The following is a 19,035-nucleotide window of genomic DNA, read 5'->3' as shown; positions in this document are numbered from 1 at the left end:
CCCTCCCCTCGCGGCCGCCGTAGTCGCGCGCGCCCCGGTGCGCCGGGGAGGGGGGTGGGGGGCCCGCGGTCCGCGGGGGGGTGGGTGCGGCCCTCGACCAGGTCGCCTCGCTCACGGACGTGTCGGCGATCCAGTGGCACGACCGGCTCGTGCGCCGTCGCTGACGAGGCCGGGCCGCCGTCAGGACTGCTGCTCGGCCATCCACGCGTCGCTGGCGCGCTGCACGTCCTCGGGCGTGACGTCGTCGGCGACCTGGGCGAAGAACCACCGGTGCCCGGCGGGGCACCGCACCGCCGCCTGCCGGAACCCGGGGAACCAGTCGCCGGGCTCCTGGGTGCTCGTGGCGCCTGCTGCGACCGCGCGGGCGTGCGCGGCGTCGGCGTCGTCCACGTTGAGGGTGAAGGAGCCGGTGGTCCCGCTCTCCGGCTCGGGCGCGACCGCGCCCTCGGAGGGGAAGGCGGCGGCCACGGTGAAGGTCGACCAGCCGGAGCCGGTCGAGATCCGCAGGTCGGAGTGGATGATCGCGTCGCCGGCGGTGATGACGTCGATCACCTCCGCGCCCAGGCCGGCGACGTAGAAGTCGATCGCGGCGCGCGGGTCGGCGACGGTGAGGTTCGGGTGCAGGGGTGACAGGTCCATGGTGCTCCCTCCAGGGTGCGCCGGCCGGTGCCGGCTGACCCTCCCCATGCTGGTGTCGGAGGGGGAGGGCAGTCTTGGAGGAATGCGACAGGTGTTCGAAGCGGTCCGGCCTCGCCCCCCGGTCCCCACGGCGTCCACGGTCCCCACGGCGTCCACCCGGGGGATCGTCGACCCGGCCGCGGCCGGCGGGGGCTTCGCGCTGGTGCGCCTCGACCCCGCCCCCGACCTCGCCGACCTCGTCGAGCGGCACTGGGTGGTGCGGTGGGAGCTGCCGGCGGACACCGAGTTCACGCAGGTCGTCATCCCGCACCCGCACGCCAACGTGGTCGCCGAGGCCGGCGGGTTCGCCTTCCACGGCATACCGGGCGGCCTCTTCGCGCGGACCCTCCGAGGGTCCGGCGCGGTGCTCGGCACCAAGCTCCGGCCGGGCGCCCTGCGGGTGCTCCTGGACGGGCCCGGTGCGCTGCGCCGAGGGCTGGTGGCTCCCGCGTCCGCCGTGCTGGCCGCCGCCCCGGACGGCCCGGCGCCCGCGGACGTCGAGGCCGCGGGGCGGCGAGCGGTCGCCGCGGCGTGCGCCGGTGACGACGACGCCGCCGTCGCGGCCGTCACGCCGCTGCTGCGCGCGGCGGCGGAGCGGCGTCGCACGCCGCGCGCGGCCGACGCCCTGGACCGGGTCACCGCGGTGCTCGGTGCCGTGGTCGGGGGCGACCTGGGACCCCACGCGGGCGTGGGCGACCTCGCGGCGCTCGCGGGCACCACGCCGCGCTCGCTCCAGCGGCTGTTCGCCCACTGGGTCGGCGTGAGCCCCAAGTGGGTGCTGCAGCGGCACCGCGTGCACCTGGCGGCGGACCTGATCGCCGCGGAGCCGGCTCGCCCCCTGGCCGACCTCGCGGCCGCCGTCGGCTACTACGACCAGGCGCACCTGACCACCGACTTCGCGCGCGCCCTCGGGATGCCGCCGGCGGCCTACGCGCGGCGCTGCGCGGCGTCCCTGGACCAGGTCGCGTCCTTCGCCGAGGGGGGCCGGGGGACGGCCGACCTGGCCGGCGTCCGGCGCGCATAGACTCGGGTCCGTGGCCGGGCTGATCAAGAGGGAGGACGTCGAGGCCGTTCGCGAGCGCGCGCGGATCGAGGAGATCGTCTCGGCGCACGTCACGCTGAAGCCCGCGGGCGTCGGTTCCCTCAAGGGTCTGTGCCCCTTCCACGACGAGCGCTCGCCCTCCTTCCACGTGCGCCCCGGCGTCGGCCGCTGGCACTGCTTCGGCTGCGGCGAGGGCGGCGACGTCATCTCGTTCGTCCAGAAGATCGACGGGATGGGGTTCACCGACGCCGTCGAGTACCTGGCCGACCGTGCGGGCGTGCAGCTGCGGTACGAGGACTCCCGCACGGGCGCCGCCGCGGACCGCGGGCGGCGCGAAGAGCCGGGCAAGCGGCAGCGCCTCGTCGAGGCGCACAAGGTGGCCGCCGAGTTCTACGCCGAGCAGCTCTTCGGCCCGGGCGCGCAGGCGGGTCGGGCGTTCCTCGCGGAGCGCAGCTTCGACCGCGCCGACGCCGAGCACTTCGGGGTGGGGTACGCACCGACGGGCTGGGACGCCCTGCTGCGGCACCTTCAGGGGCGCGGGTTCACGCAGGCGGAGCTCGTGGCGTCGGGGCTGGTCAGCCAGGGCCAGCGCGGCATCTACGACCGGTTCCGGGGGCGCCTCGTGTGGCCGATCCGCGACGTCACGGGCGCGGTGATCGGCTTCGGCGCCCGGCGCCTGTACGACGACGACCAGGGGCCCAAGTACCTCAACACCCCGGAGACCACGCTCTACAAGAAGTCTCAGGTGCTGTACGGGATCGACCTGGCCAAGCGGTCGATCGCGCAGGGCAAGCGGGTGGTCATCGTCGAGGGGTACACCGACGTCATGGCGGCCCACCTGTCCGGGGTGGACACCGCCGTGGCCACCTGCGGCACCGCGTTCGGTGCCGAGCACGCCAAGGTGGTGCGGCGCCTGCTCGGGGACACGACCGCCGGCGGCGGGCTGCAGCTCGCGTCGGGCGCCTCTCTCGGCGGCGAGGTGATCTTCACGTTCGACGGCGACGCGGCGGGCCAGAAGGCCGCCGTCCGCGCGTTCGGCGAGGACCAGCGCTTCCACGCGCAGACCTTCGTGGCGGTGGAGCCGGCGGGGATGGACCCCTGCGAGCTGCGCATGGCCCGCGGTCCGGAGGCGGTGCGCGCCCTCGTGGACGGCCGGCAGCCGCTGTTCGAGTTCGTCATCCGCACCACCCTGGACACGTTCGACCTCGACACCGTCGAGGGCCGTGTCGGGGCGCTGCGGGCCGCCGCGCCGCTGGTCGCGGGCATCCGCGACCGGTCGATGCAGCTCGGCTACGCGCGCTCGCTGGCGCGGTGGATCGGCATCGACACCGAGGACGTGCGCCGCGAGGTGGCGCGCGCCGCCTCCGCGCCGCCGCGGGCGCGGCGTCCCGACCAGGACCAGCGCCGGGACTCCGCGGCCGGGCCCGAGGCCGCCTCGGCGCTGCCCGTGCTCGCCGCGCCCGACCCTCGCGACCCGGTGGCCCGGCTGGAGCGGCAGGCGCTCATCGTCGTGCTGCAGTACCCGCAGCACGTGCCCGCGTCGTTCGACGACCTGGGCGAGGACGCGTTCGGCGTGCCGGCGTGGCGTGCCGTGCACGACGCGGTGCGGGCCGCGGGCGGCGTCGCCGCGGGGCGCGACGTCGACGGCGGCCGCTGGGTGGAGGCCGTCACCGAGCAGGCGCCCGAGACGGTGGCGCCCCTGGTCACCGAGCTGGCTGTCGCCCCGGTCCCGGAGGACCGCGAGTCGGCCATCGGGGCGTACGTGGCGGACGTCGTGCGTGCCCTGGTGGATCTCGGCCTGACCCGGCGCATCGCCGACGCCAAGAGCCGCTTGCAACGCCTGGACCAGGAGAAGGACCCGGCTGCCTTCCAGCAGGCGTTCACGGACCTGCTCGCGATCGAGCAGCAGCGGCGCACGCTGCGCGAGGGCGGCTGAGCCCGGACCGCAGGAGCGGCCCGGGCACGGCCGCGACTCGCGTCAGTCCCGGAGCCGGCGGTGCCGCGTGAGGACCGCCGCGCCGACGCGGTCGACGGCGACGCACTCCAGCGCGGTGGGCGGCGACCCGGCGGCGAAGAGGCGTTCCCCGGCGCCGAGCACGGTCGGGAAGGTCATGAGCCGGTACTCGTCGACGAGGTCCGCCGCCTGCAGCGCGTGCGCCACGCTCGGGCTCCCCATGACGACGACGTCGCGCTCCTCGTCGCGCACCGTCGTCAGGAGGTCGCCGTCGACGACGCGGGACCCGGCCCAGGCCGCGGCGACCTCCGCGTCGGTGCGGCGGTGGGACGCCACGAGCTTGGGCACGGCGTTCATGCGCGTGGCGAACGGGTCGTCGCGGGTCGGCCAGATCCGCGCGAACAGCTCCCAGGTGCGGCGCCCGAGCAGCAGGACCCCCTCGTCGAGGGTGGCGCCGAGCCGGAACGCGTCTCCGGAGACCGGCACGGGGCCGTGCCGGAACGCCCAGCCCGCCTGTGGCGCGCCGGAGGACGGGTCGGGGTCGGTGACGATGCCGTCCAGGGTGATGAACTCGATGACGACGGTGCTCATGGGGTGCCTCTCGGTCGACGGTCGAACGGGTCGCCCGTACGTACCGCCGGCGGCACCGGAACTCATCGCGGCGGCGAGGACCTGTCGTCGCGGTCCTCGATCCGCAGCGGCAGGTCGAACGACGCGAGCACACGGGGATCGGTGAAGACGACGTTGGCCGACACGAGCCCGCGCGTCACCGTGAGGACCTGGAGGGTGTGCAGCGCGTGGCCGCCGCCGGGCTCGGGCGCGTACGCGGCGAGGGCCGGCTGGCCGTTGGCGGTGAGCGGGCGCATCGACCATCCCGGCCCTCGCATCGCGAACACCCGCGCGATGAACCGGCCGTAGTCCTCGCGCCCGCGGTACCAGAGGGGGACGGGCGGCATCTCGAGGACCGCGTCGTCGGTGAGCAGGCGCACCAGGGCGGGCACGTCGGCCGCCTCGAACGCCTGCACGTACCGCTGGACGGTCGCGCGCGTCTCGGGGTCGCCCGGGTCGCCGACCTCCTCGGCCGGTCCGACGTGCGCCACCGCCGCGCGGGCCCGCTGCAGCGCGCTGTTCACGGCGGCCACCGTGGTGTCGAGCTGGTGGGCCACCTCGGCGGCGCTGAGCTCCAGCACCTCGCGCAGCAGCAGCACTGCCCGCTGCCGGGGCGGGAGCGACTGCATCGCCGCGACGAGCGCCAGGCGCAGGTCGGTGCGTGCGCCCTGGTCGAACCGGGCGTCGGGGAAGGGCTGCAGCCACGGCACGTCGAGCGCCGGCGTGAGGGGCGCTCCGGGGTCGTCGCTCGGCGCTCCGAGACCCGACGGCAGCGGCCGGCGGGCGCCGTTCTCGAGGGCAGAGAGGCAGACGTTCGTCGCGATCCGGTACAGCCAGGTCCGCAGGGAGGCGCGCGCCGGGTCGTAGCGGTCGCGCGCGCGCCACGCGCGCAGCATCACGTCCTGCGTCAGGTCCTCGGCCTCGTGGAACGAGCCGGTCATCCGGTAGCAGTACGCGGTGAGCTCGCGTCGGTACGGCTCGAGGTCGAGGTCCACGGCGCCATCATGGCGCACGCCCCGCCCCGCCAGCCCCGCCCGCCCGGGCCGGGCGAGCGGGGCGGTGGCTCAACGCAGGTGCCGCGCGAAGAACCGCGCCGCGTCGTCGGCGGCGAACGCGGGGACGCCGGTGTGGCCGCCCAGGTTGGACTGCAGCGTCTTCTCGGCCGAACCGAAGGCGTCGAACAGGTCGAGGGCGGCCTGCCGGTCGTTGCCCTCGTCGTCCCACTGCAGCAGCACGTGCAGCGGGATGGTGACGCGGCGCGCCTCGTCCAGCGTGGACCGGGGCACGTAGCTGCCGGCGAAGAGCCCGGCGGCCACGATGCGCGGCTCGACGAGCGCCAGCCGGACGCCGACGGCGATCACGCCGCCGGAGATGCCGACCGGCCCGTCGACCTCCGGCAGCGCGAGGAGCGCGTCCAGGGCGGACCGCCACTCCGGCACGGACCGGTCGACCAGGGGGAGGACCAGGCGGTCGACGATGTCGTCGGTGACGGGCTCGCCGGCGGAGAGCGCCGCGCGCAGGTCCGCACGGACCTGGTCGGCGCCGGGCAGCGGCGGCCGGTCGCCGCTGCCGGGGAGCTCGAGGGCGGCGGCGGCGAAGCCGTCGGCCGCGGCGCCCCGGGCCCGGCCGACGAGCCGGGGGTACATCCGGTCCATGCCGAGGCCGCCGGGCTGGCCGAGCAGGATCAGGGGGACGGGGTCGGACGGCGTGGCGGTCGAGGGCGTCCAGAGGATGCCGGGGATCTCGCCGAGGGTGAAGCGCCGCTCGAGGACGCCGTCGTCGAGCGGCGTGGAAGAGGTGAAGCTCAGGGGGTGAGTGGCATGCATGGTCGTGCCTTTCGGGAGTGCTCGGTGAACGGCGCTCCCGGGCGACCTACCGCCCGACCATGACTCCGCGGAGGAGCACCCATGTCGATACGTTCACGGGTACCACCTCCTTGCACTGTCTCGCACGGCCTCCGGGAGGCTAGCAGCGCTCGGGGAGCCGCCTCAACGTCTTTCCCTCAGGGCCCCGGCCTCGGCTGCCAGCCAGGGTCCCCGGGCTGGCATCGGCTGGACGCCGCCCGTGCTGCCCTGAGCGCGTCAGGCGGCCGTGGCGCCGGCCGTCTCGGCGCGGCGCTCGCGCGCGGCCTCCAGGTCGGCGGGCATGAGGACGGCGAGCACCACGAGGGCCGCGGCCACGGCGACGAGCAGGGCGAACACGAGGTGGATCGCGCTCATGAGGCCCGGGCCCGCCGGCGTGCCGTCGGCGCCCACGGTGGTGCGGGCGTTGACGATCGCGCCGCACACGGCGACGCCGACGGCCGACCCGAGGGACCGGGCGAACATGTTGGTCCCGGTGACGGCGCCGCGCTCGGTGAAGGACGCCTGCGACTGTGCGGCGATGAGCGTCGGCACGGCGGTGAGACCCATGCCGGCGCCGATGACGAAGCACGCCCCGGCCACGGCCAGCACGGACGACCCCGAGGCCAGCAGCAGCGTGAGCGCCGTGCCCACCACCACCAGGGACGTGCCGACCACGGCGGTGAGCCGGAAGCCGATCCGCAGGTAGAGCCGCCCGGCGTTCGAGGCCGACAGCGGCCAGCCGATGGTCATCGCGGCCAGCGCGAAGCCCGCGACGAGCGGACCCGTCCCGAGCACGCCCTGGGCGTAGATGGGCACGTAGGTCGAGAGCGCGAGGACGACGACGCCGACCAGCAGGGAGACCGCGGTCGAGACGCCGACCACGCGGCGGCGCAGGATGGCGACGTCCACGATCGGGTGGCGCGTACGGCGGCTGTGCACCGCGAAGCCCGCGAGCAGGAGCACCGCGACGGCGAAGACCGCGACGGACGGCACCGAGCCCCAGCCCCACCGGGTGCCGCCCTCCAGCAGCCCGAGGAGCAGCAGGGTGCTCCCGCCGGCGAGGAGCCCGGCGCCGAGGTAGTCGATGGGCTCGCGCCGGCCCTCGCGCGCCGGCTCGTGGTAGCGGCGGGCCAGCATCCAGGCGGCGAGCACGCACAGCGGGATGTTGACGAGGAAGATCCAGCGCCAGCTCGTGAACTGCGAGAACACGCCGCCGAGGGTGGGGCCGACGACGGCGGAGATCGCCCAGACGGACGCGAGGTAGCCCTGCGTCTTCGCGCGCTCCTCGAGGGTGTAGATGTCGGCCGCGATGGTCATCGACACGGGCATGACCGCACCGGCGCCGAGCCCCTGGATCACGCGCCCGGCGATGAGCACCCCCATCGTCGGGGCGGCGCCGGCGACCACCGACCCGACGAAGAACAGCGCGACGCCCGCGAGCATGAGGCGCTTGCGCCCCAGCACGTCAGCAAGACGCCCGAACACCGGGGTGCTGACGGCCTGGGCGAGCAGGTAGGTGGAGAACAGCCAGGGCAGCTGGGCGAAGCCGCCGAGCTCGCGGGCGATCGTCGCGGACGCCGTGGCGATGATCGTGGCGTCGAGGGCGACGAGCGCCGTCGCGAGCATGAGGGACAGGAGGATGGGCCCGCGCTCGGAGCGCAGGCCGACGGAGGCATGACCGGTCGTGGGCACGACAGGCACAAGCCAGGAGCAACCACCGGGTATTCCCGGCGCGCGCGGTGGTCCGGGCCGGACGCCGGCGGTCGCTCAGGCGGTGACGGACTGCAGCACGCGCAGGTGGCCTGCGCGCGGCGGCACGATGACCTTGGCGAGGTAGAGCGGCCTGCCGCCGTGGCGCGCGGTCTGGGTCAGGACGAGCACGGGGTCCGCGGGCCCGACCTCGAGCAGCGCGCCGCGCGTGTCGCCGGGCACGCCGGCCACGATCTCGCACTCGCCCGCGCTGAGCACCGGCCCGGCCAGCGCCGTGAGGTTCGCCAGGAGGGTCCCAGGGCCCTCCACGGCGCCGGGCAGCGCGTCGGCCACGAGGCGCGAGACGTCGGCGAGGTCGCGCCCGGCGGGCAGGTGCTCCTGCACGAGGGCGACGGGTTCGCCGCCGCGCAGCAGCACGTGCTCGGCGAACCAGGTGCTCGCGTCGTCCCGCAGGCCGAGCGCGCCGGAGACGAAGTCGGTGGTGGGCTGGGTGCGCACGCCCACCCGCCGGACCTCGACCGTGCCGTGGCCCTCGCCGAAGACCTGCTCGTACGGTCGCACGCGCTCGAGGCCGGCGCGGGGGAGCGCCGTGCTGACGAACCGGCCGATGCCCCGCCGGGTCTGGATGAGGCCGTCCTCCTCGAGGAGCATCAGCGCCTCGCGGACCACCGTGCGGGAGACACCGAGGGCAGAGCCCAGGTCGGTCTCGTTGGGCAGCACCGAGCCGAGGGGGAACACGGCGCGCCGGATGCCGTCCGCCATCCGGGAGTAGACGGCGACCCGCATCGGCTGTCCCGGGGGGACGGCGACGGGGCGGGACAGGAGCTCGGCGACGGGCTGGTCCACGCGTTCCTCCAGGTGGTGAGCGGTGCGGTCGGTTCATTCAAGCACGTCGGAAGGCGGGTGCTCGGACGTCATACAAGGTCGTATGATGTCCGACGAACCCGCGTCGTTGCGGGCCGTGACGAAGGAGTCCTCGTGCACACACCCACCGCCCCGCGCGACGCCGTCGCGCCGGAGCTCGCCCCCGAGACGGGCCTGTCCGGTCGTCCGGCCGCCGCCCTCGTCGCCTCGCTGCTGGTCGCCGTCGTGGCGTTCCAGCTCGGGGCCAGCATGGTGACGCCGGCGCTGCCCGCCATCGCCCGCGAGCTCGGCGTCGGCGCCGACGACGTGGCCGGCGTCTCGTCCTGGTTCTTCCTCGCCGGGGCCGTCGCAGGCGTCGTCCTGAGCCGCTGGAGCGACTACGTCGGCCGGCGCCGCGTCATGCTCCTCACGCTGGGGATCATGCTGACCGGCACCGTCGTGTGCCTCCTGGCCCAGGGCCTGCCGCTGCTGCTCGCGGGCCGCGTCATGCAGGGCACCTCCAGCGCGATCTTCCAGCTCTCCTACATCATCCTCAGCGAACGGCTGGCCGCACGGGTCTTCGGTACCGCCCTCGGCGTCGTCACCGCGATCAACGGTGGCGTCGGCGGCGTGGACGGGTTCGTGGGCGGCCTGCTCACCGACCGGTTCGGGTACCGGTCCGTGTTCCTCGTCATCGCGGCGGTGGGGCTGCTCGCCCTCGGGTGCGTGCTGCGTGCCGTGCCGCGCGCCGGACGTCCCGCCGTGACCGGCGCCATGGACTGGTGGGGTGCCGCCGCCCTGTCCGTCACGCTGGTGTGCGTCACGCTCTTCGTCAACCAGGGCCCCGCGCAGGGCTGGGCCGCGCCCGGCACGCTCGGCCTGCTCGCCGGTGCGGTCGTCGCCGCGGTCACGTTCTGGCAGATCGAGCGCCGCCGCCGCTCGCCCCTGTTCCCCCTGCAGCACCTGCGCTCGCGCGAGGTGTGGCCGCTCGTCGTGACCACCCTCCTCACGCTCTCCAGCGTGTTCGCCGTCATCAACTTCACCGTCGTGATGCTCAGCCAGGACGCCACCGTCGGGTTCGGCATGACCGCCTCGATGTCCGCGCTCGTCTTCCTCTCGCCGCCCGCGCTCATCGGCCTGTTCGCCGCCCCCTTGTCCGGCTGGCTCGCCGGCCGCCGCGGCTGGGTCCCCGTGCTGCGCTGGGGCCTCGTCGCCTGCCTCGCGCTCCTCGTCGTGGTGGCGCTCGCCCCCACCCACCGCTGGGTCGTGGCCGCCGCCGTGGCAGGCCTCGGCGTCGCCTACAACGGTCTCGTCCTCACGACGGCGAACGGGCTGGGCGTGCTCCAGTCCCCGCCCGACGCCCCCGGCGCGCTGCCGGGCCTGAACAGCTCCGCGTTCGGCATCGGTGCCGGGCTCGGCATCGGCATCGTCGCCCCGTTCGTGGCGCAGGGCGGACTCGGCGGGTACACCACCGCCCTGTGGATCTCCGTCGCCATCACCGTCCTCGCGCTCGGCACCAGCCTGCTGCTGGTCGCCCGCCCCTCCGCCGCGCCCGGCGGGCAGTCATGACCGCCCGCGTGCGCGACACTGGACCCCGCTCCCACGACCACGAAGGATCCTCCGTGCCCCTGCTCGACCAGTCCGTCCAGCCCGTCCAGCCCGCCGCCCCGCTCTACCTCGACTGCGACACCGGCGTCGACGACTCCCTCGCCCTGGCCTACCTGCTCGCCTCGCCCGAGGTGGACCTGGTCGGGGTCGGCAGCGTCAGCGGCAACATCGACGCCCGCCAGGGCGCCGTGAACACGCTCGACCTGCTGGCGCTCGCGGGCCGGGGCGACGTGCCCGTCGCCGTGGGCGCGCACGACCCCCTCGCCGGCTCGTACGACGGCGGCGTCCCGCACATCCACGGGCGCAACGGTGTCGGCGACGTCGTGCTCCCCGCGTCCGGGCGCGAGCCCGTGGCGGAGTCGGCCGTGGAGCTGCTGCTGCGCCTGTCGCACGAGCACGCCGGCCGGCTGCGCCTGGTCGCCGTCGGGCCGCTGACCAACCTCGCCCTCGCGCTCCGCGCCGACCCCACGCTGCCCGAGCGCGTGCTCGACCTGACCGTCATGGGCGGCGCCGCGCTGCACCCGGGCAACGTGTCGCCGGTCGCCGAGGCGAACATCGCGAACGACCCGGAGGCCGCCGCCCAGGTGCTCGCGGCCGACTGGGACGTCACCCTCGTGCCGCTCGACGTCACCATGGTCAACCTCCTCGAGGAGACCGACCGCAAGACCCTCCTCGAGGCCGGCACCGCCCTCGCGCCGTGGCTCGGCGAGGTGCTCGACCTGTACTTCGGCTTCCACGTCCCCACCTTCGGCCGACGCTGCTCGGCGCTGCACGACCCGCTCGCCGCCGCGATCGCCGTCGGCGGCGTCCAGGCCACGGTGGCGCCTCGCGTGCCGGTGGTCGTCGACACGACCGACGGGCCCGGGCGTGGGCAGACGGTGGCCGACCTGCGCGGCCTGTACGCCGGGTACCCCGACCTCCCGGGTGCGCGCACCCGGGTCGTCCTCGCCACGGACGTGCCCCTGGCGCCCCATCTGGTCGAGCGCCTGCGCGGTCTCTGACCGCGCCGCGCCGCCCGCCCTGTCCCGACCGATCGCCGACGAACCGGAGCGACCATGTCCACCACCCCTGCCGAGTCCCTCGTCGTCGTCGTGGGGTCCGCCAACGCCGACCTGCTGGCCCGCACCGCGGTGCACCCTGCGCCGGGGGAGACCGTGCTGGGCCGTGACCTCGCCGTCCTGCCGGGCGGCAAGGGTGCCAACCAGGCGGTCGCCGCGGCCCGTCTCGGGGCTCGGGTCGCGTTCGTCGGCGCGGTCGGCGACGACGAGTTCGCGCAGGCTGCCACGTCTGGCCTGCGGGACGCCGGGGTGGACCTCGCACGGCTCGTCGTCGTGCCAGGAAGCACCGGGGTCGCCGTGGTCACCGTGGCTGCTGATGGGGAGAACTCGATCGTCGTCGTCCCGGGCGCGAACGCCGCCGTGGACGCCGGGCTCGTGGGGCGGCACGCCGACCTGCTCGCCGACGCCGCCGTGGTCGTGCTGCAGGGCGAGATCCCGCGCGACGGCATCGAGGAGGCGGCCCGGCTGGCCGGAGGCCGCGTCGTGGTGAACCTCGCGCCCGTGATCGACGTCGACCCGGGCGTGCTGCGGCAGGCCGACCCGCTCGTGGTCAACGAGCACGAGGCGCACGCCGCGCTCGCCCTGCTGACGCCGGGGGACGACGCCGGGCCCGACCTGGCCGACGAGGAGGTCGTCGCCGGCCTGCGGCAGGCCGGGGTGCGGTCCGTCGTGCTCACCCGCGGGGCGCAGGGCGCGCTCGTCGCGGCCGAGGAGGTCGACGGCGGCGTCGTCTCCGTCCCCGCGCCGCGCGTCGAGGCGGTCGACACCACCGGCGCGGGCGACGCGTTCGTCGGTGCCCTGGCGGGAGAGCTCGCGCGGGGGAGCGGGCTGGTCGACGCCGCCCGCCTCGCGGCCCGCGTGGGCGCGTTCGCCGTGCGCGGCGCGGGCGCGCAGCCGTCGTACCCGCGGGAGGGCGACGAGCTGCCCTGACCCGAGCGGCGCGTGCGCCCCGGGGACGACCTCTAGACTGGACGTCGCCTGCGATCGAGCGACCGGTCACGAGCAGGGAAGTGGCTGAGGAGAGGAACGAATCGTGGGCACCAGCGGAGGCATCAACCTGAGCGACGACGGTCTCATGTGGGAGATGTGGGGCGAGATCGACGTCGCGGTCGCCCACGAGGTCCATGCCACGCTGGAGGACGCGAAAGAGGGCCGCAAGACCCTCGACATGCGCAGGGTCACCTTCATCGACTCGTCCGGCGTGCGGCTCGTGGTGATCGCGTGCCAGGACGGCGCCCGGCCGCGCGTGGTCGGGGCGCCCCCGCTGGTCCGCGACATCTTCGAGATGATGAGCTTCGACATGCTGGTGGACTTCGTCGACGCCGACGAGTTCGAGGCCGAGGGGCGTGAGGACAAGACCGCCTGACGGCGTCGCGGCCCCTTCGCGGCTCGTCTCCGTCAAGGCGCCCGTGTGCCTGCTCGTGGCACGAAGAAAGGCCCTGAACCCCGTCAGGGGTTCAGGGCCTTGTCTCGGCTCCCGCGGTTGGACTTGAACCAACGACCGTCCGATTAACAGTCGGATGCTCTGCCAGCTGAGCTACGCGGGATCGCTCGGTCGTCCGGCCGGTGGCCTTCGAACCGGGAAGAACAATACCAGGCTCACACGGGTAGTCCGGACGCTCCGCGGACCCTGGACTCCGTGGCGTCCACCACGCGGGCGACGGCCGGGTCGTCCAGGTCGACACCTGGCCCGGCGACGGCCTGGGAGAAGAACTGGCCGTCCGCGGTGCGGCGGACTGCGACCTTCACGTCGCCCCCGCCGGGGACGGTCACGGTCTCGGAGAGCACCACCGACCACTGGACGCGCTCGCGCAGGGCCTGCGGGAACGGCGTGCGCTCGGGGTCGACGATCCGCAGCACGAGGTCCGGTGCGGCGTCGACCCACGTGACAAGGAGCTCGGCGCGCTCCGGGTCGAACACCCCGCGGTCGACGTCGCACCAGGGGCGCCGCGTCCCGACGTCCTGGGGCCCGGGCCCGACGACCATGAGGTCGGCGGTCGTCGCGACGGCCCAGCGGCCGTCGGCGAGCTCTGCGGAGGCAAGGACGCGCTCGCCGCGGGCGAGGGGCAGCGCACGGCGCGCGTCGGCGGGCAGGGGAGAGCGGCGGAACCACATGGCGCCACCGTACCGACGCGGGCCGAGCGGCGGGGTCAGCTCGCGGCGGCGTCGCGCCCGCCGTCGTCCGACCGCGGCGAGGGGGTGTCCTGCGCGGCCTGCTCGCGCTCGCGCTTCAGGCGGGCCTGTTCCAGGAGCCAGCGCATCTCGGGGTCGTCCTCGGGGTCCGCCGGAACCTCGGCCGTCTCCCACGTGCGTCGCCGGCCGGGGTACTGGGCGGGAGGCACCGGTCCGGCGGGGAAGCCCGTCCGCGCCGCGGGACGCCGGGCCGCGCGGGCGCGCCGGCTCACGACCAGCCACGCGACGGAGCCCGCGAACGGCAGCAGCAGGATGATGAGGATCCAGAAGCCCTTCTGGATCCCGCCACCGTCCTCCTCGTCCGACTGGGCCACGTCGGCGATGGCGTAGACGAGGAGGGCGAGGTAGGCCAGCATCAGCAGCACGCGGGGCATGGCCCCGGAGCGTAGCGGGTGGTGGGACGTCGTGGCAGGTCGAGAACGATGCGTCGGAAGTTCTTGACGCGTCGGGAATCTCCGACATATTGTCGCCGCCGTGCCGACAGACATCTTCGGGGCGCTCGCCAACCCGGTGCGCCGGCGCCTGCTCGACGCGCTGCGGGCCGGGCCCGAGTCGACGTCCCGGCTCGCCGCGATGTTCGAGCTGGGACGGCCGGCGGTGTCCGAGCACCTCGCCGTGCTGCGCGACGTCGGCCTCGTGCGCGAGGAGCGGCGAGGGCGGCATCGCTTCTACCACCTGAGGGCGGACGGGCTGGCCGAGGTCGACACCTGGCTCCGCCCCTTCGAGCACTACTGGACGCAGCGCCTGGACGCCCTGGCCGACCTGGCCGACCTGCTGGACGAGGAGACCTCCCGTGACGACTGAGTCGATCCGAATCGACCGCCTCCTGCCGCACCCGCCCGCCCGTGTCTGGCGGCTGCTGGTGGAGCCCGACCTGCACGCCCGGTGGTGGGTGGCCGGAGACGTGCAACCTGTCGTCGGGCACCGCTTCACCCTCGACATGGGCGGCTTCGGCCCGCAGACGTGCGAGGTGCTCCGGGTCGAGCACGAGCGCCTGTTCGCCTACACGTTCGCCGAGGGCGTCCTCGACAGCGTCCTCACGTGGCGGCTGGAGCCGCACGAGGACGGCACGCTGCTGAGGTTCGAGCACTCCGGACTCGATCTCGCCACGCCCGCGGGCCGGCAGGCCTTCGAGGGCATGGGGCGTGGGTGGCCCGCAGTGATCGGGCGGCTGGAGACGGTCGCCGCGCCCTGACGGGCGGCGGACCGGATGCCGCGCTGCTGGACACCCGGTCCCTGCCCGTCAGCGGGAGCCGTCGTGCATGTGGCCATGCTGCCGCACTCCGCAGCGGCGGTGCACGGCGGGCGCGCGGACTTCACCCTCCGCCTCGGGAACGCCGTGGCCTCCGAGCGAGCCGCCGCGGCGGACCGGCGTCGGTGCCCCGTGCAGGACTTGAACCCGCGACCGAGAGATTATGAGTCTCCTGCTCTGACCAGCTGAGCTAACGGGGCGCGCGGCGAGCATACCGGCCGCCCGCGCCGCGTGCGCCCGACGCTGCGGCGCGGTGTCATGGGGGCGTGAGCATCGCCGTGAAGCGCGTCTACGAGCCTCCCGCGCCGGACGACGGCGCCCGCGTCCTGGTCGACCGGCTGTGGCCGCGCGGCGTCTCGAAGGAGGCCGCACACCTGGACCGGTGGTGCAAGGACGTGGCGCCGTCGGCGGAGCTGCGCACGTGGTTCCACCACGAGCCGGACCGGTTCGCGGAGTTCGAGCGTCGCTACCGGGCCGAGCTCGCCGGCAACCCCGCGGTCGCCGAGCTGGCCGCCCTGGGGGCGGGCGACGCCAGGCTCACGCTGCTGTACTCGGCGCGGGACACCGAGCGCAACCACGCGCTCGTGCTCCGGGACGTGCTCCTGCACTACCGCGACGAGACGGCCTCCGGCTCGGGCGCCTGAGCGGGCCGCGGCTCGCGCGGGGCGCGGGCGAGGGCGCGGCTCGTGCGCTCGAGGTCCTGCGCGACGGCGCGCCGCAGCCGTGGGCCGAAGGGCCGTTCCACGAAGCGGTGCACCAGGTAGGCCGCCGCGAGCATGGCGGCGGTGACGAGCACGAACGTGGCACCGGCGGGCAGGTGCGGGCTCGCCTCGCCGATGAGCCACTGCCCCCACGACGAGTGCAGCAGGTACAGCGGGTAGGTCATCGCGCCCACGACCGTCAGCCACCGCCACGACAGCCGGTCGAGGGGTGTCAGCGCCACGACGGCGACGAGCGCGAAGCAGGCCACGATCGCCACCCAGTACGTCTGCGGGCCGACGGTGACGTCGGTGCTGTGCGCGATCCGGAGCGACTGGCTCCGGCCGGCCACCACCCCGGCGAGCGCCACGTTGAGCCCCAGCACGAGCCACAGCACCAGCGAGCGGCGTTCCTTGGTGAGCAGGTAGAGCATCATCCCGCCGGCGAACAACGGGGCGTCGCTGCCGACGAGCAGGGTGGACCAGAGCTCGTTGCCCGACCGGACGGCGACGGCGGCGAGCACGGGCCAGACGGCGGCGAAGGCGACGAGGCGCCGGTGCGTCATGCCGACCGCGAGCAGGATCCCGATGAGCACGTAGAACCGCAGCTCGGTCCAGAGGGTCCAGTACACGGGCTCGATGTCCGGGACGCCGAACGCGCGCTGCACCATCGTGAGGTTCGCTGCGGTCTCCGGGATGCCGACGTCCTTGCGGCCGGGAGTCACCAGCACGAGCAGCGCGACGACCGCCGCCACGGAGAACCAGTAGGCGGGGAAGAGGCGGCCCACGCGGGAGGCGGTGAAGGACCGCACGTCCCGACCCCAGGCCGACATGAGGATGACGAACCCGCTGATCACGAAGAACAGCTGGACGCCGAAGGACCCGAACGCCGCGACCGGCTGCAGGTGCGGGAAGGAGTCCTCGGTCCGGGCACCCCACGCGGAGTGGTTCACCGCGACGTAGTGGTAGGCGACCACCGCCATGGCGGCGAGGAAGCGGAGGCCGTCGAGCGCGGCGAGCCGGGGTCGGCCCGTCGCGGCGGGGGCGACCCTCCGGGCGCTCGGCAGGGGCGGCGGGGTTGACTCGGTCATCCGTCGTAGCATCGCTCGGCACGTTATCAAACCGTGACAATGCGCGACGCCACCGGCCCGCGACGTGGGAGAATGCGGCCCATGGCGATGCGAGAGATCCGGGTGCTGCCCGACCCCGTGCTGCGCACACCCTGCGACGAGATCACCACCGTCGACGACCGGGTCCGGTCGCTCGTCGAGGATCTCGTGGAGACGGTCGACGCGGACGGCCGGGCGGGCCTGGCGGCCAACCAGATCGGCGTGAACCTGCGGGCGTTCTCCTGGAACGTGGACGACGAGATCGGCTACGTCCTCAACCCGCGGATCGTCGAGCTCTCCGACGAGACGCAGGACGGCGACGAGGGCTGCCTCTCGGTCCCCGGCCTGTGGTACCCGACGACCCGCGCGTGGTACGCCCGCGTGGTGGGCACGGACCTCGACGGGAACGAGATCGAGGTCGAGGGCACGGGGCTGATGGCGCGCTGCCTCCAGCACGAGTGCGACCACCTCGACGGCATGCTCTACCTGGACCGCCTCGAGCGCAGCGTGCGCAAGAAGGCCATGCGGGAGCTGCGCGAGCGGCTCTGAGCTCCTCAACGGCTGCTCAAGTCCGCGTTTCCTCTCGCACGGCTGCTCGCCATCGGGCAGGATGTGTCAAGACGACACACCGTCGGAGCTCGCCGACCAGCAGGCCGACCGGTTCGAGGACGTAGGGGAAGACGGACCTCGGAACCAGGGAGGACAACATGGCTGGTGCGATCACCCGCGGTGTGCTGTTCGTGCACTCGGCACCCCGTGCGCTCTGCCCTCACCTCGAGTGGGCGGCAGGCAACGTGCTCGGGGGACGTGTCTCGCTCGACTGGACGGCCCAGCCGGCGGGACGCGGACTCTTCCGTGCCGAGTACTCGTGGCAGGGCGCCCAGGGAACGGGTGCCCGGCTGGCCTCTGCCCTGCGGGGCTGGGACCACCTGCGCTACGAGGTGACGGAGGAGGCGAGCCACGGCGCCGACGGCGCCCGCTGGTCGCACACCCCTGACCTCGGCATCTTTCACGCCATGACGGACGTGCACGGCAACGTCGTCGTCCCGGAGGACCGCATCCGGGCTGCGATGGAGTCGGCGCACGACGGTCGCGGGGTGCGCGAGGCCCTCGACCTGGCGCTGGGCACGGCCTGGGACGACGAGCTCGAGCCGTTCCGCTACGCCGGAGCCGGGGCGCCCGTGCGCTGGCTGCACCGCGTGGGCTGACGGCCGCCCGGCCGCACCTCGCCTCCCAGGCTCCGGTTCCCGTACGACGACGCCCCGCCACCTCGCGAGAGGTGACGGGGCGTCGTCGTGCCGCCCTGTCGGTCAGGGCTGGCGCGTCGTCCGGCGGACGGCGGCCAGCGTGCCCCCACCGGCGGCGAGGAGCACCAGCGCGAGGAGGGCCATCGGGACGAGACCGTCGCCCGCGCCGGTGCGCGGCAGGGTCCCGGTCAGGCCCGGGGAGCCGCCCCCGGGCGCAGCCCCGACGGCGGCGTCGGGGCCGTCCGTGCCGGCGCCGCCGAGGTCGCCGGGCGCGAGCACCACCTCGAACGTCGCCGTCGCCGAGTCGCCCACCGTCACGCTGGTGGCCGTGCCGGTGTGCGTGCCCAGCTCGAACGCCTGCGGCACGGTGAACGTCCACGTGGCGACGCCGTCGGCGTCGGCCACGGTGACGGGCAGGGCGAGAGGTTCGGACGCGATCACGGCCCGTACCTGCTCGCCGGGCTCGAACCCGGACGCCTGGAACGTCTGGGCAGCGCCGCGGCCGACCTGGGCGTCGGAGAACCAGGCGCGCAGCGCGCGGTCGCCCGGGTCGGTCCCGGGCTCCGTGACCGTCAACGGCGCCTCCGCCGTCTCGCCCTCGGGGCTGGTGCCGACCACCGTGTAGTCGCCCGGCTCGGCGTCCTCGGGCACGGTCAGGTCGACCGTCCCCGTGCCGTCGTCACCGGGGACGCACTCGACGGCGTCCCCGACCGGCTGGCCCTCGGAGTCCACCAGCTGCACCTGCACGGGGCCGTCGCCGAAGCCGTCGCACGTGACGGTGACCGTGTCTCCCGGGGCGGCCGTGCCCGGGTCGACGTCGATGGACGGCTCGCTCTGGCCCGGCGCGGCGATCACCTGAAGCGGGGCCTCCGTCGTCCCGCCGGTCGAGTCCGTCGCGACGACGGTGTGCTCGCCGGGGGTCGCGCCTGCCGGGACGGGCAGGACCACGGTGAACGTCCCGTCCGGGTTCACGGTGACGTCGATCGGGTCGCCCACGGGGTCGCCTGCGGCGTCCTCGAGCTGGACCGTGACCTGGTCGTCCGGCGTGAAGCCCCCGCCCGAGACCGTGGTGGTGCCGCCCACCGGCACCGTCGGCGGATCCGCGGTCAGGGTCGGCACGGCCGGTGTCGTGACCTCCAGCGGTGTCTGCGCCGCAGCTCCCGTGGGGTCCTCGGCGACCACGGTGAGGT

The 19,035-nt window shown here is 74.9% G+C and carries 20 protein-coding genes, 2 tRNA genes and 1 pseudogene; 11 read left to right on the top strand and 12 right to left on the bottom strand.

The window, feature by feature from the left end; all coding sequences use genetic code 11:
- Nucleotides 1-180 precede the first annotated feature (180 nt).
- The gene (locus ACWGKI_RS03540; protein WP_380245657.1) at nt 181-639 is read right to left on the bottom strand and encodes a VOC family protein; all 459 of its coding nucleotides are present in this window, start codon (nt 637-639) and stop codon (nt 181-183) included.
- Between the two features lie 91 nt (nt 640-730).
- Between ACWGKI_RS03540 and ACWGKI_RS03535 the strand changes: the two genes are divergently transcribed.
- Entirely contained in the window at nt 731-1,702 is a 972-nt protein-coding gene (locus ACWGKI_RS03535; RefSeq protein ID WP_452184721.1) for a helix-turn-helix domain-containing protein, read from the top strand.
- 10 nt (nt 1,703-1,712) lie between these two features.
- A complete protein-coding gene (dnaG, locus tag ACWGKI_RS03530; protein ID WP_452184719.1) occupies nt 1,713-3,656 on the top strand; it encodes a DNA primase in 1,944 nt (647 codons plus the stop codon).
- Between the two features lie 42 nt (nt 3,657-3,698).
- On the opposite strand, the gene ACWGKI_RS03525 is transcribed toward dnaG, so the two are convergent.
- From ACWGKI_RS03525 to ACWGKI_RS03505, 5 genes are all read right to left on the bottom strand, one after another.
- Nucleotides 3,699-4,265: a dihydrofolate reductase family protein gene (locus tag ACWGKI_RS03525; protein WP_452184717.1), complete on the bottom strand. Its 567-nt coding sequence runs from the start codon at nt 4,263-4,265 to the stop codon at nt 3,699-3,701.
- 62 nt (nt 4,266-4,327) lie between these two features.
- Entirely contained in the window at nt 4,328-5,278 is a 951-nt protein-coding gene (locus ACWGKI_RS03520) for an RNA polymerase subunit sigma-70 (protein WP_452184715.1), read from the bottom strand.
- 69 nt (nt 5,279-5,347) lie between these two features.
- Nucleotides 5,348-6,109, bottom strand: coding sequence for an alpha/beta hydrolase (locus ACWGKI_RS03515; protein WP_452184713.1), 762 nt, complete (start codon nt 6,107-6,109; stop codon nt 5,348-5,350).
- Between the two features lie 255 nt (nt 6,110-6,364).
- A complete protein-coding gene (locus ACWGKI_RS03510) occupies nt 6,365-7,819 on the bottom strand; it encodes an MDR family MFS transporter (protein ID WP_452184711.1) in 1,455 nt (484 codons plus the stop codon).
- Nucleotides 7,820-7,894: 75 nt separating this feature from the next.
- Nucleotides 7,895-8,683, bottom strand: a complete 789-nt coding sequence (locus ACWGKI_RS03505; protein WP_380243641.1) for a GntR family transcriptional regulator — start codon at nt 8,681-8,683, stop codon at nt 7,895-7,897.
- Nucleotides 8,684-8,815: 132 nt separating this feature from the next.
- Between ACWGKI_RS03505 and ACWGKI_RS03500 the strand changes: the two genes are divergently transcribed.
- The 4 genes from ACWGKI_RS03500 to ACWGKI_RS03485 all read left to right on the top strand — a co-directional run bounded on the left by ACWGKI_RS03500 (nt 8,816) and on the right by ACWGKI_RS03485 (nt 12,712).
- On the top strand, nt 8,816-10,249 hold the full coding sequence (locus tag ACWGKI_RS03500) for an MFS transporter (RefSeq protein WP_452184708.1): 1,434 nt from the start codon (nt 8,816-8,818) through the stop codon (nt 10,247-10,249).
- A gap of 53 nt (nt 10,250-10,302) precedes the next feature.
- On the top strand, nt 10,303-11,289 hold the full coding sequence (locus tag ACWGKI_RS03495) for a nucleoside hydrolase (RefSeq protein WP_452184706.1): 987 nt from the start codon (nt 10,303-10,305) through the stop codon (nt 11,287-11,289).
- Nucleotides 11,290-11,343: 54 nt separating this feature from the next.
- Nucleotides 11,344-12,276 carry a ribokinase gene (locus ACWGKI_RS03490; RefSeq protein WP_452184704.1) on the top strand — a complete coding sequence of 311 codons (933 nt, stop codon included), beginning with the start codon at nt 11,344-11,346 and terminating at the stop codon, nt 12,274-12,276.
- Nucleotides 12,277-12,379: 103 nt separating this feature from the next.
- The gene (locus ACWGKI_RS03485; RefSeq protein WP_452184702.1) at nt 12,380-12,712 is read left to right on the top strand and encodes an STAS domain-containing protein; all 333 of its coding nucleotides are present in this window, start codon (nt 12,380-12,382) and stop codon (nt 12,710-12,712) included.
- A gap of 108 nt (nt 12,713-12,820) precedes the next feature.
- On the opposite strand, the gene ACWGKI_RS03480 is transcribed toward ACWGKI_RS03485, so the two are convergent.
- From ACWGKI_RS03480 to ACWGKI_RS03470, 3 genes are all read right to left on the bottom strand, one after another.
- Nucleotides 12,821-12,893: transfer RNA gene (locus ACWGKI_RS03480), tRNA-Asn, on the bottom strand.
- 52 nt (nt 12,894-12,945) lie between these two features.
- Nucleotides 12,946-13,461, bottom strand: coding sequence for a hypothetical protein (locus tag ACWGKI_RS03475; protein ID WP_380243646.1), 516 nt, complete (start codon nt 13,459-13,461; stop codon nt 12,946-12,948).
- Nucleotides 13,462-13,496: 35 nt separating this feature from the next.
- A complete protein-coding gene (locus tag ACWGKI_RS03470) occupies nt 13,497-13,913 on the bottom strand; it encodes a PLD nuclease N-terminal domain-containing protein (RefSeq protein WP_452184700.1) in 417 nt (138 codons plus the stop codon).
- 100 nt (nt 13,914-14,013) lie between these two features.
- Here ACWGKI_RS03470 and ACWGKI_RS03465 point away from each other — a divergent pair, with 100 nt between their 5' ends.
- Complete coding sequence (locus ACWGKI_RS03465; protein WP_380243648.1) at nt 14,014-14,343, top strand: ArsR/SmtB family transcription factor; 330 nt, start codon at nt 14,014-14,016, stop codon at nt 14,341-14,343.
- The gene (locus ACWGKI_RS03460; RefSeq protein WP_380243649.1) at nt 14,333-14,734 is read left to right on the top strand and encodes an SRPBCC family protein; all 402 of its coding nucleotides are present in this window, start codon (nt 14,333-14,335) and stop codon (nt 14,732-14,734) included. Before ACWGKI_RS03465 ends, ACWGKI_RS03460 begins: the two co-directional genes overlap by 11 nt.
- A gap of 183 nt (nt 14,735-14,917) precedes the next feature.
- Here the strand turns inward: ACWGKI_RS03460 and ACWGKI_RS03455 are convergent.
- Nucleotides 14,918-14,991: transfer RNA gene (locus ACWGKI_RS03455), tRNA-Ile, on the bottom strand.
- 66 nt (nt 14,992-15,057) lie between these two features.
- Here ACWGKI_RS03455 and ACWGKI_RS03450 point away from each other — a divergent pair.
- Nucleotides 15,058-15,435, top strand: coding sequence for a DUF488 domain-containing protein (locus tag ACWGKI_RS03450; protein ID WP_452184697.1), 378 nt, complete (start codon nt 15,058-15,060; stop codon nt 15,433-15,435).
- On the opposite strand, the gene ACWGKI_RS03445 is transcribed toward ACWGKI_RS03450, so the two are convergent.
- A complete protein-coding gene (locus tag ACWGKI_RS03445; RefSeq protein WP_452184695.1) occupies nt 15,399-16,580 on the bottom strand; it encodes an acyltransferase family protein in 1,182 nt (393 codons plus the stop codon). The two genes, ACWGKI_RS03450 and ACWGKI_RS03445, sit on opposite strands and share 37 nt — an antisense overlap.
- An 81-nt stretch (nt 16,581-16,661) precedes the next feature.
- On the opposite strand from ACWGKI_RS03445, the gene def reads away from it, so the two are divergent.
- Nucleotides 16,662-17,147 carry a peptide deformylase gene (gene def / locus ACWGKI_RS03440; RefSeq protein ID WP_380243652.1) on the top strand — a complete coding sequence of 162 codons (486 nt, stop codon included), beginning with the start codon at nt 16,662-16,664 and terminating at the stop codon, nt 17,145-17,147.
- A 158-nt stretch (nt 17,148-17,305) separates the two neighbouring features.
- The gene (locus tag ACWGKI_RS03435; RefSeq protein WP_380243653.1) at nt 17,306-17,806 is read left to right on the top strand and encodes a DUF3145 domain-containing protein; all 501 of its coding nucleotides are present in this window, start codon (nt 17,306-17,308) and stop codon (nt 17,804-17,806) included.
- Between the two features lie 102 nt (nt 17,807-17,908).
- On the opposite strand, the pseudogene ACWGKI_RS03430 reads toward ACWGKI_RS03435, so the two are convergent.
- Nucleotides 17,909-19,035: pseudogene (locus tag ACWGKI_RS03430) on the bottom strand (hypothetical protein); the annotation flags it as partial.

The organism is Isoptericola sp. NPDC055881, from assembly GCF_053615895.1.
Note: the sequence above shows the minus strand (reverse complement) of the source record. Positions and strands in the feature narration are given on the sequence as shown.